Annotated in this window: 14 protein-coding genes; 8 read left to right on the top strand and 6 right to left on the bottom strand. The window is 70.4% G+C overall.

Annotation, left to right across the window (positions count from 1 at the left end; genetic code table 11):
• The first annotated feature begins 34 nt into the window (after window positions 1-34).
• The 4 genes from AC5YDV_RS12430 to AC5YDV_RS12415 all read left to right on the top strand — a co-directional run bounded on the left by AC5YDV_RS12430 (window position 35) and on the right by AC5YDV_RS12415 (window position 5,406).
• Window positions 35-1,543: a sugar ABC transporter ATP-binding protein gene (locus AC5YDV_RS12430; protein ID WP_496183978.1), complete on the top strand. Its 1,509-nt coding sequence runs from the start codon at window positions 35-37 to the stop codon at window positions 1,541-1,543.
• Window positions 1,544-1,547: 4 nt separating this feature from the next.
• Window positions 1,548-2,504, top strand: a complete 957-nt coding sequence (locus AC5YDV_RS12425) for an ABC transporter permease (protein ID WP_496183979.1) — start codon at window positions 1,548-1,550, stop codon at window positions 2,502-2,504.
• Between the two features lie 129 nt (window positions 2,505-2,633).
• Window positions 2,634-3,896: an ROK family protein gene (locus tag AC5YDV_RS12420; RefSeq protein WP_496183980.1), complete on the top strand. Its 1,263-nt coding sequence runs from the start codon at window positions 2,634-2,636 to the stop codon at window positions 3,894-3,896.
• 31 nt (window positions 3,897-3,927) lie between these two features.
• Window positions 3,928-5,406 carry an FGGY-family carbohydrate kinase gene (locus AC5YDV_RS12415; protein WP_496183981.1) on the top strand — a complete coding sequence of 493 codons (1,479 nt, stop codon included), beginning with the start codon at window positions 3,928-3,930 and terminating at the stop codon, window positions 5,404-5,406.
• A gap of 13 nt (window positions 5,407-5,419) precedes the next feature.
• Here the strand turns inward: AC5YDV_RS12415 and ptsP are convergent, their stop codons facing one another.
• Window positions 5,420-7,087: a phosphoenolpyruvate--protein phosphotransferase gene (ptsP, locus tag AC5YDV_RS12410; RefSeq protein ID WP_496183982.1), complete on the bottom strand. Its 1,668-nt coding sequence runs from the start codon at window positions 7,085-7,087 to the stop codon at window positions 5,420-5,422.
• A gap of 141 nt (window positions 7,088-7,228) precedes the next feature.
• Here ptsP and AC5YDV_RS12405 point away from each other — a divergent pair, with 141 nt between their 5' ends.
• From AC5YDV_RS12405 to AC5YDV_RS12390, 4 genes are all read left to right on the top strand, one after another.
• A complete protein-coding gene (locus AC5YDV_RS12405) occupies window positions 7,229-7,996 on the top strand; it encodes a DeoR/GlpR family DNA-binding transcription regulator (protein WP_496183983.1) in 768 nt (255 codons plus the stop codon).
• Between the two features lie 98 nt (window positions 7,997-8,094).
• A complete protein-coding gene (locus AC5YDV_RS12400; RefSeq protein ID WP_496183984.1) occupies window positions 8,095-9,099 on the top strand; it encodes a 1-phosphofructokinase family hexose kinase in 1,005 nt (334 codons plus the stop codon).
• Between the two features lie 11 nt (window positions 9,100-9,110).
• Window positions 9,111-11,159, top strand: a complete 2,049-nt coding sequence (locus AC5YDV_RS12395) for a PTS fructose transporter subunit IIABC (RefSeq protein ID WP_496183985.1) — start codon at window positions 9,111-9,113, stop codon at window positions 11,157-11,159.
• 34 nt (window positions 11,160-11,193) lie between these two features.
• Window positions 11,194-11,463 carry an HPr family phosphocarrier protein gene (locus AC5YDV_RS12390; RefSeq protein ID WP_496183986.1) on the top strand — a complete coding sequence of 90 codons (270 nt, stop codon included), beginning with the start codon at window positions 11,194-11,196 and terminating at the stop codon, window positions 11,461-11,463.
• A gap of 15 nt (window positions 11,464-11,478) precedes the next feature.
• Here AC5YDV_RS12390 and AC5YDV_RS12385 read toward each other — a convergent pair whose 3' ends face one another.
• From AC5YDV_RS12385 to AC5YDV_RS12365, 5 genes are read right to left on the bottom strand one after another with little or no spacing between them, the layout of a single operon-like run.
• Window positions 11,479-12,273 (bottom strand): putative hydro-lyase, encoded by a 795-nt coding sequence (locus AC5YDV_RS12385; protein WP_496183987.1) that lies wholly within the window; start codon window positions 12,271-12,273, stop codon window positions 11,479-11,481.
• Window positions 12,266-13,150: a 5-oxoprolinase subunit C family protein gene (locus tag AC5YDV_RS12380; protein WP_496183988.1), complete on the bottom strand. Its 885-nt coding sequence runs from the start codon at window positions 13,148-13,150 to the stop codon at window positions 12,266-12,268. Before AC5YDV_RS12380 ends, AC5YDV_RS12385 begins: the two co-directional genes overlap by 8 nt.
• Complete coding sequence (pxpB, locus tag AC5YDV_RS12375) at window positions 13,147-13,806, bottom strand: 5-oxoprolinase subunit PxpB (protein WP_496183989.1); 660 nt, start codon at window positions 13,804-13,806, stop codon at window positions 13,147-13,149. Before pxpB ends, AC5YDV_RS12380 begins: the two co-directional genes overlap by 4 nt.
• Complete coding sequence (locus AC5YDV_RS12370) at window positions 13,803-14,567, bottom strand: LamB/YcsF family protein (protein WP_496183990.1); 765 nt, start codon at window positions 14,565-14,567, stop codon at window positions 13,803-13,805. Before AC5YDV_RS12370 ends, pxpB begins: the two co-directional genes overlap by 4 nt.
• Entirely contained in the window at window positions 14,564-15,787 is a 1,224-nt protein-coding gene (locus AC5YDV_RS12365) for an NRAMP family divalent metal transporter (protein ID WP_496183991.1), read from the bottom strand. Before AC5YDV_RS12365 ends, AC5YDV_RS12370 begins: the two co-directional genes overlap by 4 nt.
• Window positions 15,788-15,802: the final 15 nt, after the last annotated feature.

Here is a 15,802-nt window from a genome sequence, read left to right as displayed (position 1 = left end):
CGCGTCGGCACCCACCCCCAGCAAAGGAACCAGCATGACCACTCAACCCCTGTTGCAGGTCAGCAACGTCTCGAAGATCTTCGGGGCCACGCGGGCCCTCATCGACGCCAACCTCGAGATCCATCCCGGGGAGATTCACTCCCTCTTGGGCCGTAACGGCGCGGGCAAGTCCACCCTGGTGAACATCATCGCCGGCATCTACCCGCCGAGTGCGGGCGAGGTCCTCTTCGAGGGGCGAGACCTCCGGCCCCTGAACATCTTCGAACGTCAAGAACTGGGGATCCGGCTCGTGCCGCAGCACGAGAGCTCGTTCCCCGACCTCAGCGTCGCCGAGAACATCTTCTCCGGCCTCCTTCCGACAAAGGGGCCCTTGGTCGACTGGAAGCACATCAACGCCGTGGCCGCCGATGAACTCAAGGCGTACGGGCTCTGCGTGGACCCGCGGCAGAAGGTCCGGGAACTCAGCTCGATCGACGCCCGCAAGCTCAACATCATCAAGGCCATGCACAGCGGGGCGAAGCTCATCATCCTCGACGAGCCGACGACTGCGCTGACCAACCGCGAACGAGCCGAGTTGTTCGAGTTCGTCCGGGACCTCAAAGCCACCGGCACAGCCTTCATCTTCATCTCCCACTACCTGGGTGAGGTGTTGGAGTTGTCCAACGGGATCTCGGTCCTGCGTGACGGTCGCATGTTCACCGTCGACGACATGAGCGAGGCCACGGAGAACCACCTCGCCAGCTTGGTCGCCGGCGCGGAGGTGGAACTCGCCCAACGCTGGGTCGACGAGTCCCCTCAGGCCCACGAGGTCCTCCTCGAGGTGCGGGACCTCCAGGGCCAGGACCTGCACGACGTCACCCTTGCGGTCCGGCGGCGAGAGATCCTCGGGGTGATCGGGTTCCCGGGCTCGGGGGCCCGCGAGTTCTGCCGCACCCTCTTCGGCATCGACGCCGTCACCGGGGGGACCATCCTCCTCAACGGGCGGGAGATTCACGTGCCCAACCCCGCCGAGGCCATCCGCCAGGGCATCGCCTACATCTCCTTCGACCGTCACCGGGAGGGGATCCTGCCCACCTTCGACGTGAACGAGAACATCGGTATCAGCAGCCACGCGGGCAAGCTGCGTCGGTCGGGCGGCTTCATCGACCTCGCGTTGCGGCGAACCCTGTCCAACCAGTACCGGGACGCCCTGAAGATCAAGACGAACTCCGTCGACGACGACATGAACAGTCTGTCGGGTGGGAACCAGCAGAAGGTCATCATCAGCCGACTGTTGAACACTGATCCTGACCTGCTGATCCTCGATGAACCCACCGTCGGCATCGACATCCTGAGTCGCGAAGAGATCATCGCGAAGGTGCTCGAGCTGACCCGTGCCGGGATGAGCACCATCTACCTCACCAACGACTACGAAGAACTCCTCCGGGTCGCGGATCGCCTCGTCTTCTTCGACGAGGGGCGAATCACGGCGGTACTGGACAACAAGGACATCACGATCGAACAGCTGACGGCGATCCGTGATCAGGAAAAGGAAGCGGTCTGACGAGATGGAAATCACAGCGAAGCGGGTCATCGACTTCTTCATGACCCATGCGGTCTGGGTCCTGTTGGTCCTGGCCATCGGCATCATGGGGATGTTCAAGCCCTCATTCTTCTCGTTCGGCATCCTGTCGAACATCCTCGTTCAGGCCACGGTCCTCGGCCTGCTGACCATCGCCATCGCGATGATCATCCTGCTCGGCGACATCAACCTCTCCACCGTCGGAACCGCAGGTTTCTCCGCACTCATGGGAGTCATGTGGATGAAGGCGGGCCTTCCGGTCCCCCTCGCCATCCTCGTCATCCTCGTGGTGGGTTCACTCATCGGCCTCGCCAACGGCCTCATCGTGACGAAGCTGCGGGCCAATGCCCTCATCGCGACCCTCGCGATGAACATGGTGCTGCAGGGGGCGCTCCTGGCCATCACCGGCGGTGCCTCGATCTCCCAGCTGCCGGACGCCTACAAGTTCGTGAGCCAGGGCAAGATCGGCCCCTTCCCCGCACTGCCACTCGTCCTCATCGTCGCGTTCGCCGCCTTCCACATCATCTGGGAGCGGACCCGGTTCGGCCGCGCTCTGTTCGCGGTGGGCGGCAACGCCCGCGCGGCCTACATCGCCGGCATCAACGTTGATCGTGTCAAGATCGGCGCCTACGTCGTCTCCGGCTTCCTGTCCGGCCTGGCCGGCTGGCTCCTGTCGGGCTACATGGGTGCGGTCACGTCGTCGTTCGGCACCACCTACGAGATGCAGGTCATCGCCGCTGCGGTCATCGGGGGCGTGAGTCTCACCGGTGGCAAGGGCAGCATGATCGGCGTCCTGGCCGGTACCTTGCTCCTCACGGTCATCCAGGTGGGCTTGGCCATCCTCGGTATCCAGTCGACCCTCATCACGTTGGCCGGTGGGCTGATGATCTTCGTCGCCGTGCTGATCGACGCGCTGAGAAACCTCTACCAAGCACGCACCTGATTCGCTCCGCGGACGTCCGGGAAGCGTGGTGTGGAGGCGCCGCGCTCCCCGGACGGGGCAGACTCGTTGCCAAGCTGCCGTGTGCGGCCCGGAGCGTCACAGGAACCCACAATCTGGAGGCTGATCAGGATGACGGAGACTCCCGGCATCAAGAAGCGCACGCGCCGCGCGGTCTATGAGTACATCCGCGAGCAGGGAATGGCGACCAAGAATGACATCGCCGCCGCCCTCGGCCTCAGCCTGCCCACCGTGAACAAGTACCTCAGCCACTTCGTCGACGCCGGGCTGATCGAGCCCGGAGCCAAGCGCGCCTCCGGATCGCAGGGCGGGCGCAGCCCGATCGCGTACACCTGTTCGGCGGACGGGCGCTTCGCCGTGGGGGTCGACATCACCCGTGATCGCGTCCGCTGCCTCGTCATCAACCTGGAGCGCAAGCTCCTCACCACCCGCCGCACCCCCCGGCCGTTCGAGAAGTCGGAATCCTACGTCGCCTTCGTGGGCGACGAGGTGGCGGCCACGATCGAGCAAGCGGGGATCGACCGGGAGCGGATCCTCGGCGTGGGTGTCGCGATGCCCGGCCTGATCAGTTCCACCACCGGCGCCGTGACGTACGGGCGCGTGATCGACAACACCGGCATGAGTGCGGCGGACTTCAGCCGCCACATTCCCTATGAGACGCGGCTGGTCCACGACTCGGACGCGGCAGGGTTCGCCGAGTTCTGGGCGACGCGGAACGTGGAGAACGCCTTCTACGTGAGCCTCTCCAAGAGTGTGGGTGGCTCCGTCCTGATCAAGAACGGCATGTACTGGGGCGACGGCGAGCTGGCGGGCGAGGTCGGCCACATGCGCATCCATGACGACGGGCTGCCCTGCTACTGCGGACGGCGTGGGTGCCTGGACCCGTACTGCAACTCCACGGTGCTCTCGCGGCACGCGGACGGCTCCGTCGAGGCGTTCTTCGCTCGGCTCTCCGATGGGTCGGAGCCGGCCCTGGTCGAGGCGTGGGACCGGTACACGTCCGACCTCGCGCTCGCCGTCCACAACATCTGGGTCATGTTCGGCTGCACCATCATCCTGGGCGGTGACGTCGGTGTCCGGGGTGCGGCGCACCTACCGGTGTTGTTCGACAAGGTGGACCGCCTCAGCTTCCTCGACGTCGACTCGCGCTCGTTCCTGGTGCCCTGCACCTACATCGAGCACCCGATCGCCACGGGTGCCGCGCTCTCCTTCATCGACGAGTTCCGCCAAACGCTGGGGGCTGTTCAGACCCTGCCCGGCCGGGTGTCCCTCGCCCCCCAGTGGGACGAGCCCGTCCCGTCCGGAAATGGCGAACCCGGCGACTCATCCCACCCTCAGGACGCCCCAGCGACGGGGCAGGTCCTGACGCCTTGACCACACTTCACCGATCGGAAGGAACAACATCATGCCCACGGCAGTCATGGGATTCGATGTCGGCACGTCGAGCTCCAAAGGGGTTCTCTCGGGCCTGGACGGAAGCGTGCTCGCCACGGCCGTCCGTAGCCATGACGTCCAGCGGCCCCGGCAGGGCCACGTGGAGATGGCGCCGCAGGTGTGGTGGGAGGAGTTCTGCTCGGTGAGCCGTGAGTTGCTTGCCGCACACCCGGAGGTGACCGTCGAGGCGGTCGGGGTGAGCGGCATGGGCCCGTGTGTGGCGCTGGCTGACGCCGACTCGGTGCCGGTGCGTCCGGCGATCCTCTACGGCGTGGACACCCGGGCGGTCGTGGAGATCGCGGAGTGGACGCAACGGCTCGGAGGGGAGCAGGCCATCCTCGAGCGCGGTGGGTCGACGCTCACCACGCAGGCGGCAGGCCCGAAGATCGCGTGGGTCGCCACGCACGAGCCCGAGGTCTATGCGCGTGCGCGGCGGCTGTTCATGCCCGCCAGCTACGTGGCCTGGCACCTGACCGGCGCCTACGTCCTGGATCACCAGTCGGCGTCCCAGTGCACGCCGCTGTACGACATCGAGGCGCGCGCCTGGTACGTGCCGTGGGCTGAGCAGATCGCCCCGGGCATCGAACTCCCGCAGCTCGGCTGGGCCGGTGACGTGGCCGGGACGGTCACTGCTGCGGCGTCCGCCCAGACGGGCTTGCCCGAGGGCATCCCGGTGACGGCGGGCACGATCGATGCCTGGGCCGAAGCGCTCTCGGTCGACGCTCACAATCCGGGCGACCTGATGCTGATGTACGGAACCACGATGTTCTTCGTGAACACGGTGGTCGACCCGGTCCGCAGCCCGTCGCTGTGGGGCACGGTCGGTGCGCTGCCCGACACGCGCAACGTGGCCGGGGGCATGGCTACCTCCGGGGCCATCACCGGGTGGTTGCGCTCGTTGTTCGGCGCGCCCGACTTCGCCGATCTCGTGGCGGAGGCGGACGTCGCGGGTCCTGGGGCCAACGGTCTGCTGATGCTCCCGTACTTCGCCGGCGAGCGGACCCCGCTCATGGATCCCGCGGCGCGTGGCGCCGTCATCGGTCTCACGATCGGGCACAAGCGAGGGGACCTGTACCGGGCCGCGCTGGAGGCCACTGGCTTCGCCGTGCGCCACAACATCGAGGCCATCGAGGCCGCGGGGGGACGCATCGAGCGGATCGTCGCCGTCGGTGGAGGGACCAAGGGTGACGTGTGGACGCAGATCGTCAGCGATATCTCAGGCCGCACGCAGGTGATCCCACGGGAGACGATCGGTGCGAGTCATGGGGTCGCGTGGCTCGCGGCGAACCTGCTCACGACCATCTCGGCGGCCGAATGGAATCCGCCCAGCAGGATCCTCGCCCCGCGCGCCGAGCACGCGGAGGCGTACGACCACCTGTACTCCCTCTACCGTCGCCTGTACCCGGCGACCGCGGAGATCGCCCACGCGTTGGCGAGTCTGCAGCGGTAGCCGCGAGGGGGGATCAGCCCAAGAGCTGCGCGGCCAGCTCCTTCGCGTCGCGGCTGTTGCGGGCGGCAATCACCTGGGGCGCGACGGAGCGGCACTCGTCGTGGGTGACCTTGCCCAACTGGACGCCGACCGCCGGGATCGCGTTGGTCGCCATGGACAGCGAGGTCACACCGAGGCCGACCAGCACGCAGGCCAGCAGCGGATCGGCGGCGGCCTCGCCGCACACCCCGACGGGCTTTCCGGCCCGCTCACCCGCCTGGGCGGTCAGGGCGATCAGCCGCAGCACGGCGGGCTGCCACGGGTCGGTGAGCGTCGCGAGGTGCGAGCTCATCCGGTCGGCGGCCATCGTGTACTGCGTGAGGTCGTTGGTGCCGATGGAGAAGAAGTCCACCTCGGCGAGGAACTGGTCGGCCAGCATGGCGACGGACGGCACCTCGACCATGATCCCGGGCTTGAGGTCGCGCGCCCGGCACTTCTCGGCGAACTCGAACGCCTCGTCGACCGTGGCGACCATCGGGGCCATCACCCAGGCCTCGGCGACGCCGTTGTCCTCGGCCGCCAGCTGGATCGCGTCAAGCTGGCGCTCGACGAGGCCGGGGTTCGTCCAGCCCAGCCGGATCCCGCGCACCCCCAGGGCCGGGTTCTCCTCGTGCTCGTGCTTGGCGAACGGGACGGGCTTGTCCGAGCCGGCGTCCAGGGTGCGCACGACGACCTTCTTGCCGCGGAAAGCGCTGAAGACCTCACCGTAGATCCGGGCCTGCTCCGCGACCGACGGCTCGGTCTGGGCGGCGAGGAAGCACAGCTCGGTGCGGAACAGTCCGACGCCCTCGGCCTCGCTGGCGGACGCCTTGGCCGCGGCCTTGCCGTCCTGCACGTTGGCCAGCAGCTGGACGTGGGTGCCGTCGGCGGTGCGGGCGGGGCCGCTCCACGAGCGGATCTCCTCGCGCAGGCGGGCGTCCTCCTCCACGAGCGCCGCCGCCTCCTCGGCGTCCGGGTTGGGGGTGATGATGCCGGACGTCCCGTCGACCAGGACCAGGGTGCCCTCGGCCAGCGAGTCCAGGTCGGACGCCGCCACCACGCACGGGATCCCCAGCTGGCGGGCGATGATGGCGGTATGGGAGGTCGGACCGCCCAGGCGCGTGACGAGCGCGCGGACGAGCGTCGGCTCCAGGCCGGCGGTGTCGGCGGGGGCGAGGTCCTCCGCGCAGAGCACGACCGGGGAGGTGGGCTTCGGGACGCCCGGCTCGGGCAGGCCCATCAGCTCGGCCACCACGCGGTTGCGGATGTCGCGCAGGTCCGTGGTGCGCTCGGCCATCAGGCCGCCCAGCTTCTCGAACTGCACGACGAACTGCTCGATCGCCGCGGCCGTCGCCGCCTCGGCCGCGGTTCCGCCGTTGATGAGCTTCGCGGCTGCGCGGCTCCAGCCCCGGTCGCGGGCCAGCGCCGCGGTGGCACCCAGGACCTCGGTGGCCACGCCGGTGGCCGCGCTCGCCCGGTCGGCGAAGCGTCCGGCCACCGTGGCGACCGCTGCCTTGAAGCGCTCCACCTCTGCCTCACGCTGGTCCTCCGCCACGGGGGCCAGGGACGGTGGGGGCACCGGGGCCGGCCGGGTCCAGGCGACGGGGGCGTAGGCGTAGCCGGCGACGACGCCGGTGCCACGGACGGGCTGCTGCTGCTGCATGGGTTTCCTCCGCGGTGAGGTTTTGGTACATGTTGGTGTATCTCCGATTGTGGCGTGAAGCTAACGGTAAGGTCAAGGCAAGCCAGCCATACAAATGTGGGAACATGTCCGATCCAGTGGACTTGAGTACGAAGGAGTGCCATGTACGCCGAGGAGCGCCAGCACGAGATCGTCACCAGGGCGCGGGAGTTGGGGCGTGTGGCCGTCGCCGAACTCGCCGCGCGCTACGAGGTCACCCCGGAGACCATCCGCCGGGACCTCGATGCGCTCGCTGCTCGGGGCCTCCTCAGCCGCGTCCACGGGGGTGCCGTGCCCGCCGAGAAGCTGCGGCTGGGGGAGCCCTCCGTCAACGCACGGGATGTGTCCTCGCCGGAGGAGAAGCTCGCCATCGCGGAGAAGGCCATCGGGCTGCTCCCGCACCGGGAGGGGCTCACCGTCCTCGTCGACGCCGGCACCACGACGGGCCGCATCTGCGGGCTCCTGCCCAGCTGGGTCGGCCTCGTGGTGACGAACTCGGTCCCGGCGGCGGCTGTCCTCTCGCAGCAGGAGGGGCGCTCGGTCTGGCTCCTCGGGGGGCAGGTCCGCGGGGTCACCCAGGCGGTCGTGGGGCCGCTGGCCCTGGAGACGCTGGGGCGGCTCCGCGTCGACATCGCCTTCCTGGGCACGAACGGGTTCTCGGTCGCGCACGGCTTCTCGACCCCGGACCCGAGCGAGGCGGCGGTCAAGCGGGCGATGATCGCGAGCGCGCGCGAGGTGATCGTCCTCACCGATTCCTCCAAGCTGGGGGTCGACCACCTCGTCCAATTCGCCTCGCTGGAGGACGTGGACGCCCTCGTGACCGACTCCGGGCTCCCCGAGGCGAGCCTGGCCGAGCTGCGCGCGGCGGGGCTGCGGGTCGAGGTGGCCTGAATCCAACACAAAGCAACATGAATCCACGCGAAACCCTTGCGCAGGCGTGGCTGACCCCGCTATAAAAGTGCCAACACTCCACCGAGAGGGAGAACGACATGGCCGACAGCAGCGCAGCGCACCGAGGCCTCCGCGTGGTCACCTTCACAGCCAATCCCAGCATCGACCGGACGGTCGCGCTCGGCTCGCCCCTGGCGCGCGGCGAGGTCCAGCGCGCCACCGCCGGCTCCGCCCAGGCGGCCGGCAAGGGTGTGAACGTGGCCAAGGTGGTCGCCGCGGGGGGTGTCGCCACGGAGGCGGTCCTCCCGTTCGCGGACGAGGCCTACCGCTCGTCGCTGGACGCCGACCTGCCGGCGGGCCTCACGGTCCTCGCCCCGGCAACCGTCCGCCACCCGCGCACCAACACCACGATCACCGAGCCGGACGGCACGACGACCAAGATCAACGAGCCGGGGCCGACCCTGTCCGCCGACGACCTCGCCGTGGCCACGGACCTGCTCGTGTCGGCCGCTCGTGGTGCCGCGTGGGTCGCCCTGTCCGGGTCCCTGCCGCCCGGCGCCCCTACCGACTGGTACGCCCGGCTCACGGCCCGCCTGAAGCCCCTCGGGTGCCGGGTCGCCGTCGACACCTCGGACGCCGCCCTCGACGCCGTCCTGGACGCCCTGCCCGGGGCGTCCTTCGACCTGATCAAGCCCAACTCGGACGAACTGGCCCAGCTGACCGGCGGTGACGCCGCCGCCTTCGAGGACGCCGCGGTCCGGGGCGACCTCCACGACATCGTCGAGGCGGCCTGCCGCCTCCGCGACCGGGGCATCGCGAACGTGCTGGTCACGCTGGGCGGTGCCGGGGCCGTCCTCGTGAACGCCGAGGGCGCCTGGCACGCCACGGCGCCGCGCATCGAGGTGCGCAGCACGGTGGGCGCGGGCGACTCCTCGGTCGCCGGCTTCATCCTCGCCGACGTCGCCGGGGGATCCCCGGCCGACTGCCTCGCTTCCGCGGTCAGCCACGGCTCGGCCGCAGCATCCCTCCCCGGAACAGGCCTCCCGACCCCCGCCGACCTCCCCCTCACCCAGCCCTACGTCTCTCCCCTGTGCAACTCCTGAAAGGAACGCCGGTGCCCCTCATCATCGAAGAACTGGTCGCGCTCGACGCCGACCTCGGCTCCACCAAGGCGGATGTCATCGCCTCCCTCGCCGGTCTCGTCGCCGCGGCCGGCCGCGCCGACGCCGCCGGCCTGACCGCCGACGCCATGGAGCGGGAGGGCAAGTCCGCCACCGGCCTGCCCGGCGGGTTCGCGATCCCGCACTGCCGCTCGGCGTCCGTCTCGGAGGCGTCTCTGGCCTTCGCCCGGCTCGCCAACCCGGTCGACTTCGGCGCCAAGGACGGCCCGGCCGACCTCGTCTTCCTGATCGCAGCGGCCGCGGACGGCGACGCCGACCACCTCAAGCTGCTGACCAAGCTCGCCCGCGCGCTGGTCAAGAAGGACTTCCTCGCTGCGCTGCGCTCCGCACGGACCGCCGGCGAGATCGTCCAACTGGTCGATGGCGTCCTGAACCCCGCGCCGGTGGAGGCCGCGGCCCCCGCCGTCGCTGCGACGGCGGTCGCGGCACCGGCCGCAGCCGCGGCGTCCGGGGCCGACGTGACGCGTCCGATGATCGTGGGCGTCACCGCTTGCCCGACCGGCATTGCGCATACCTACATGGCGGCGGACTCCCTGGTTGCCGCAGGCCAGGAGCTCGGTTACGACGTCCAGATCGAGACGCAGGGGTCCGGCGGCGTCACGCCGCTGCCCGCCGCCACGATCGCCCAGGCCGCCGCCGTCATCTTCGCCACCGACGTCGGCGTCAAGGATCGTGAGCGGTTCGCCGGCCTGCCCGTGATCGAGTCGGGGGTGAAGCGTGCGATCAACGAGCCGAAGAAGATGGTCGAGGAGGCGGTCGCCGCCTCGGCGAACCCCAACGCCCGGCGGGTGTCCGGCACCCCGGGTGCGGCGTCGTCCGAGGGGTCGGGTACCCAGCTCGGGTGGGGCAAGCGCATCCAGCAGGCGCTGATGACGGGCGTGTCCTACATGATCCCGTTCGTCGCCGCGGGCGGCCTGCTGATCGCCCTGGGCTTCCTCCTGGGCGGCTACGACATCGCGCTGGCCCCAACCTGCGACGCGCTGCCGGCGTGGGCGTCCGGCGTGGGTGCGGACGCCTGCGCCACCTACGGCTCGAACGCGGACATGGCCCTGGCCCTCGGCACGAACGCCGGCCTCCTGATCTGGCTCGGCGCGATCATGTTCAAGATCGGCGCGGCCGCGTTCGGGTTCCTCGTCCCGGCGCTCTCGGGCTACATCGCCTACGCGCTGGCCGGACGCCCCGGCATCGCTCCCGGCTTCGTCGGTGGCGCCATTGCCGTCGCGCTCGGCGCCGGTTTCATCGGGGGTTTGGTGACCGGCCTGGTCGCGGGCCTCATCGCGATGTGGCTCGCCTCGCTCAAGCCGCCGCGCTGGCTGGCCGGGCTGATGCCGGTGGTGATCATCCCCCTGATCGCCACGCTGATCACCGGTGGGCTCATGTACACCCTGCTCGGCAAGCCCCTCGCCGCGCTGACCACCTCGCTCTACGACGGGCTGTCCGGGATGTCGGGTGGGTCCGCGATCGTCCTGGGTGTCGTGCTCGGCCTCATGATGTGCTTCGACCTGGGCGGGCCGGTCAACAAGGCGGCGTATCTCTTCGCCACGGCCGGACTCTCGGCGCAGACCGACGCCTCGTTCGGGATCATGGCCGCCGTGATGGCCGCGGGCATGGTCCCGCCGCTGGCGCTGGCCCTGGCCACCGTCGTCCGCCCCAAGCTCTTCACCGAGCCCGAGATCGAGAACGGGCGGACGGCCTGGTTGCTCGGTGCCGCGTTCATCTCCGAGGGGGCGATCCCGTTCGCCGCGGCCGACCCCCTGCGCGTCATCCCGTCGATGATGGCCGGCGGCGCCGTCACGGGTGCCATCGCCATGGCGCTGGGCGTGGGGAGCCGCGCCCCGCACGGTGGCATCTTCGTCGCGTTCGCGATCACGAACCCTGTGGGCTTCATCCTCGCGATCCTCGCTGGCATGATCGTCGGCGCGGCCGCGGTCATCGCCGCGAAGCAGTTCATCGGTTCCAGGACCAAGGCCGTCGTCGCCTGACGACCGGTTGCACCACTGATTCGAAGGAGAACACATGGCCAGCAAGAACGTTGTCGTGGGGTCGGCCGTCGGCCTGCACGCCCGTCCCGCCTCGATCATCGCCAAGGCCGCCGAGGCCTACGACGACGAGGTCCTCCTGTCGCTCGCGGGTGACGAGGAGGAGGAGGCGGTCGACGCGGCGTCCAGCCTGATGATCATGACCCTGGGCGCCGAGAAGGGCGCGGAGGTCGTGGTGACGTCCGACAACGCCGAGGCCGTCGAGGTCATCGCCGCGCTCATCGAGAAGGACCTGGACGCCGACTGACCGCCGGCGCGGCCGTCAGGGAACCTGGTAGGCCGCGTCGAGCGCGTCGGTGATCAGCATGTATCCGGGCGCATGGGTGATGGCCAGCTCCGGCCGGGACTCCATCACCATGGCCTGCGGCGTCACCCCACAGGCCCAGAACACGGGGATGTCCCCCTCCCGCACGTCCGGGATCCCGCCGAAGTCGGGGACGGCCAGGTCCGCGATGCCGATGGCGGCGGGGTCGCCGACGTGCACGGGGGCGCCGTGGACGGCCGGGTAGCGCGACGTGATGCGCACGGCGTCCGCCACCTGGGCGGCCGGGATCGGACGCATCGAGACCACCATCGGACCGGAGAACTTCCCGGCGGACCGGCACCGCAGGGACGTGCGGTACATGGGCACGTTGCGCCCCGCGTCCGCGTGTCGCACGGGGATGCCGGCCGCGACCATCGGGTGCTCGAACGTGAAGGAGCACCCGATGAGGAAGCTGGCCAGGTCGTCGCGCCAGATGTCCGACACGTCCGTCACCTCGGCGTCCAGTTCGCCGTTGCGATAGACGCGGTAGGCGCCGATGTCGGTGCGGATGTCGCCGTCCAGGATCGCGCCTCGTGTCTCGCCGGCGTCCAGGACGTCGAGGAGCGGGCACGGCTTCGGGTTCCGCTGGGCGAACAGCAGGAAGTCATAGGCGTCCGCCCGGGGCAGCACGAGGAGGTTCGCCTGGGCGTGGCCGGCGCTCCACCCGCTGGTCGGTTCGCTCAACCCGGCACGGAACAACGCCCGCGCCTCGTGCGGTGTGGCGGCGGCGACGTCGCGGGGACGTTCAGTCACGATCGGCTCCTCTGCTCGTCCTGAAGGTGATGGCCTGCCCGGGACGCGCCTGTGCGACCCGGTCGCAGTCGGCCTCCTCGAGGACGCCGACGATGGGGTAACCACCCGTCACCGGGTGGTCGCTGAGGAACAGGACCGGCAGCCCGCCCGACGGCACCTGGATCGAGCCGCGGACGGCACCCTCGCTGGGCAGCTCGCGGTCCTCGTGGCCCGGTGCCCGAACCAGCGGGGCCCCCTCGAGGCGGACGCCGACCCGGTCGGAGCGGGACGAGACGGTCCAGGAACCCTCGCACAGCGGGAGGAGCCCGCCGGCCAGCCAGTCGTCGCGAGGGCCCGGGAGAACCGTCACCGCGATCGGGTCGAGGGTGGGCAACAGGACGGGGGCCACCCCCACCGTGGGGTGCTCGCTCGGGGGCTTGCCGACGCGCAGGCGGCGGCCGGGCGCGAGCGGTTCGGGCCCGAGGTTCGCCATGGTGTCCCAGGAACGGGAGCCCAGCACGGGCGGATCGGTGAAGCCGCCGGAGACCGCGACGTACGCCCGGAGCCCTGTCGCGGCCATGCCGAGGCGCACCGTGTCGCCCGGGGCCAGGTAGAGGGGGGAGTGGTGGTCGGCCGCGTGGCCGTTGACCACCACCGGCACGGGCGCGCCCGTGATCGCGACGATGCAGCCATGGTGGACCCGGAACTCGAGCCCGCCGAGCAGCACCTCGATCGTGGCGAAGGACGCCGAGTTGCCGACCAGCCGGTTGGCGAGCGAGTGCGAGACGCGATCCGCCGCGCCGGAGCGCCCGACACCGACGTGGGCCCAGCCCGGACGCCCCAGGTCCTGCAACGAGGCCAGTGCTCCCGTCCGGAGGATCTCGACGAACCGTTTCACGGCCGGGTCCCCCGATCCACGAAGCGCACCCACGCGCCCGGCTGCAGGAGCGCCGGCGGATTGCGTTCCGGATCCCAGAGGCGCTGCTCCGTGTGCCCGATCAACTGCCACCCGCCCGGCGACGAGCGGGGGTAGACGCCGGAGAACTGGCCCGCCAGCCCGACCGCGCCCGCGGGCACGCTGGTGCGCGGCTCCTTGCGGCGCGGCACCGTCAGCCGGGGGTCCCCGTCCACGAGGTAGGCGAAGCCCGGGGCGAACCCCACGAACCCGACACGCCAGCGCCGGCCCGTGTGGGCGGCCACGACCTCGGCCGGTGACAGCCCGGTGAGCTCGGCCACGTCGGCGAGGTCGGGGCCGTCGTAGTCGACGGCGATCTCCACGGTGGGCGCCTCGTCCGCCTCGGTGGCGAGGTCGGTGGCGTCCAGTTCCTCCACCAGGGTGCGCAGGCCGGCCCGCACCGGGCCGAGGGCGGCGGCGTGGCGCACGGTGAGCAGCAGGGTGGTGGCTGCGGGCACGCGGTCCTCGAGGAGGTCCCACGGCGAGGTGCCGGCCTCGACCAGCCGGTCCAGGTGCGCATTGAGGCCGAGGACGGCGTCGAGGCCGTCCATTTCGACGAGGACGCCCCGCTCGCCGGCTCTCAGCAGCCGGCTCGTCATGATCGGGCGAACGGCTCGATCGACACCCCTGCCTCCGTCAGCGCGCGGCGGACCGCGGCGGCCATGGCGACGGCGCCCGGGGAGTCCCCATGCGTGCACAGCGAGTCGGCCTCGATCTCGATGACCGAGCCGTCGATGGCGACCAGCGTGCCGGTCGTGACCAGGCCGACGATGCGCTCGGCGACGGCGTCCGGGTCGTGCAGCACCGCCCCGCGCTCGCGACGCGACACGAGCGTGCCGTCGGCGTTGTAGGCGCGGTCGACGAAGGCCTCTCGGACGGGGCGCAGGCCGTTGTCCTCGGCGATGCGGAGGAACGCAGAGCCGGGCAGCCCGAGCACGGGGAGCCCGGGGGAGAACGCCACGATCGCCTCGACGACCGCGGCCGCCTGCGCCTCATGTTTGACGATCGCGTTGTACAGCGCGCCGTGCGGCTTCACGTACGACACGCTGGTGCCGGCCGCCGTGGCCATCGCCTGGAGGGCGCCCAGCTGGTACAGGATGTCGGCCGCGAGCTCGTCCGGGTCCATGTCGAAGAAGCGGCGACCGAACCCCACGAGGTCGCGGTAGGAGGGGTGGGCGCCCACGGCGATCCCACGGTCGGCGGCCGCGGCCACCGTCCGGCGGGTGGTCAGCGGATCGCCCGCGTGGAAGCCACAGGCCACGTTGGCGCTGCTGACGAGCTGGAGCATCGCCTCGTCGTCCCCCATGGGCCACTGCCCGAGGGCCTCCCCGAGGTCCGCGTTGAGGTCGATGGCCCTCATGCCCACAGCCTTCCGAGGCCCTGCAGTGCGATGAAGCCGAGGTAGAGCGTCAACAACCAGGCCAGGGCGCCGATGATGAGCAGCCAGGCCGGGTACCGGTAGCCCTGCAGCAGGTCGCGACGACGCCACGCCACCCACAGGATCACGGTGAACCCGATCGGCAGGATCAGGCCGTTGAAGGCGCCGGCGAAGATGAGCAGTTGGACCGGCGCAGCACCGATCGCGACGTAGAGGATCGTCGCGAGGACGATGAACCCGACGGTGAGCAGGTTGCGGGTGCGCTCCGGCGTCCGCTGCGTGGTGACGAAGCTGATGGAGGTGTACGAGGCGCCGATCACGGACGTGATCGCTGCGGCCCAGAAGATGATGCCGAAGATGACCCCGCCGATGGGACCGATGGCCTGCCGGAAGGCGTCCGCGGCCGGGTTGGCGGGGTCGAGCGTGGCGCCGCTGGCCACGACGCCGAAGATGGCCAGGAACAGGACGACCCGCATGATGCCCGTGACGAGGATGCCGGTGACCGACGAGTTGGTGATGGCCTTGACGTTCTCGGGGCCCGTGGTGCGTGAGTCGATGAGGCGGTGGGCGCCGGCGTAGGTGATGTAGCCGCCCACCGTGCCGCCGATGAGGGTGACGATGATGCCCGCGTTGATGGTCTCCGGGGCCACGACGTTGCGCAGGACCGCGCCCATGGGCGGCTGCGTCGTGATCGCGATCCACGTCGTCATGACGATCATCAGCAGGCCCAGGAGCACGACGATCCGGTCGAGCACCGGTCCGACCCGCTTGACCATGAAGATGATGATCGCCAGCACCGACGAGATGGCCGCACCGATGCGCGGGTCGAGCCCGCCGAACATCGCGCTCATGCCGAGGCCGGTGCCCGAGACGTTGCCGATGTTGAACACCATGCCGCCCAGCGCGACCAGGGCTGCCAGGAACCAGCCGAGGCCCCTCAGGTTCGCATTGGCGAGTTCGTTCGCGCGGAGCCCCGAGACGCCGAGGACCCGCCACACGTTCAGTTGGACCGCGATGTCGACGAGGATCGACACCACGATGGCGAAGATCATCGCCGCCCCGAGTTGCACGGTGAACGCGGTCGTCTGGGTGATGAACCCGGGGCCGATGGCCGAGGTGGCCATCAGGAACATGGCGCCCAGCAGGGCGGCGCGACGGCCCGACGCGGTGGAGGTCGTGGTGGGTGTCATCGGCTCAGGCATGGGCTGCTCCCTTCA

Source organism: Propioniciclava sp. LT432, assembly GCF_059515965.1.
The sequence above is the reverse complement of the archived record's forward strand: the minus strand, read 5'-3'. Positions and strand labels throughout refer to the sequence as shown.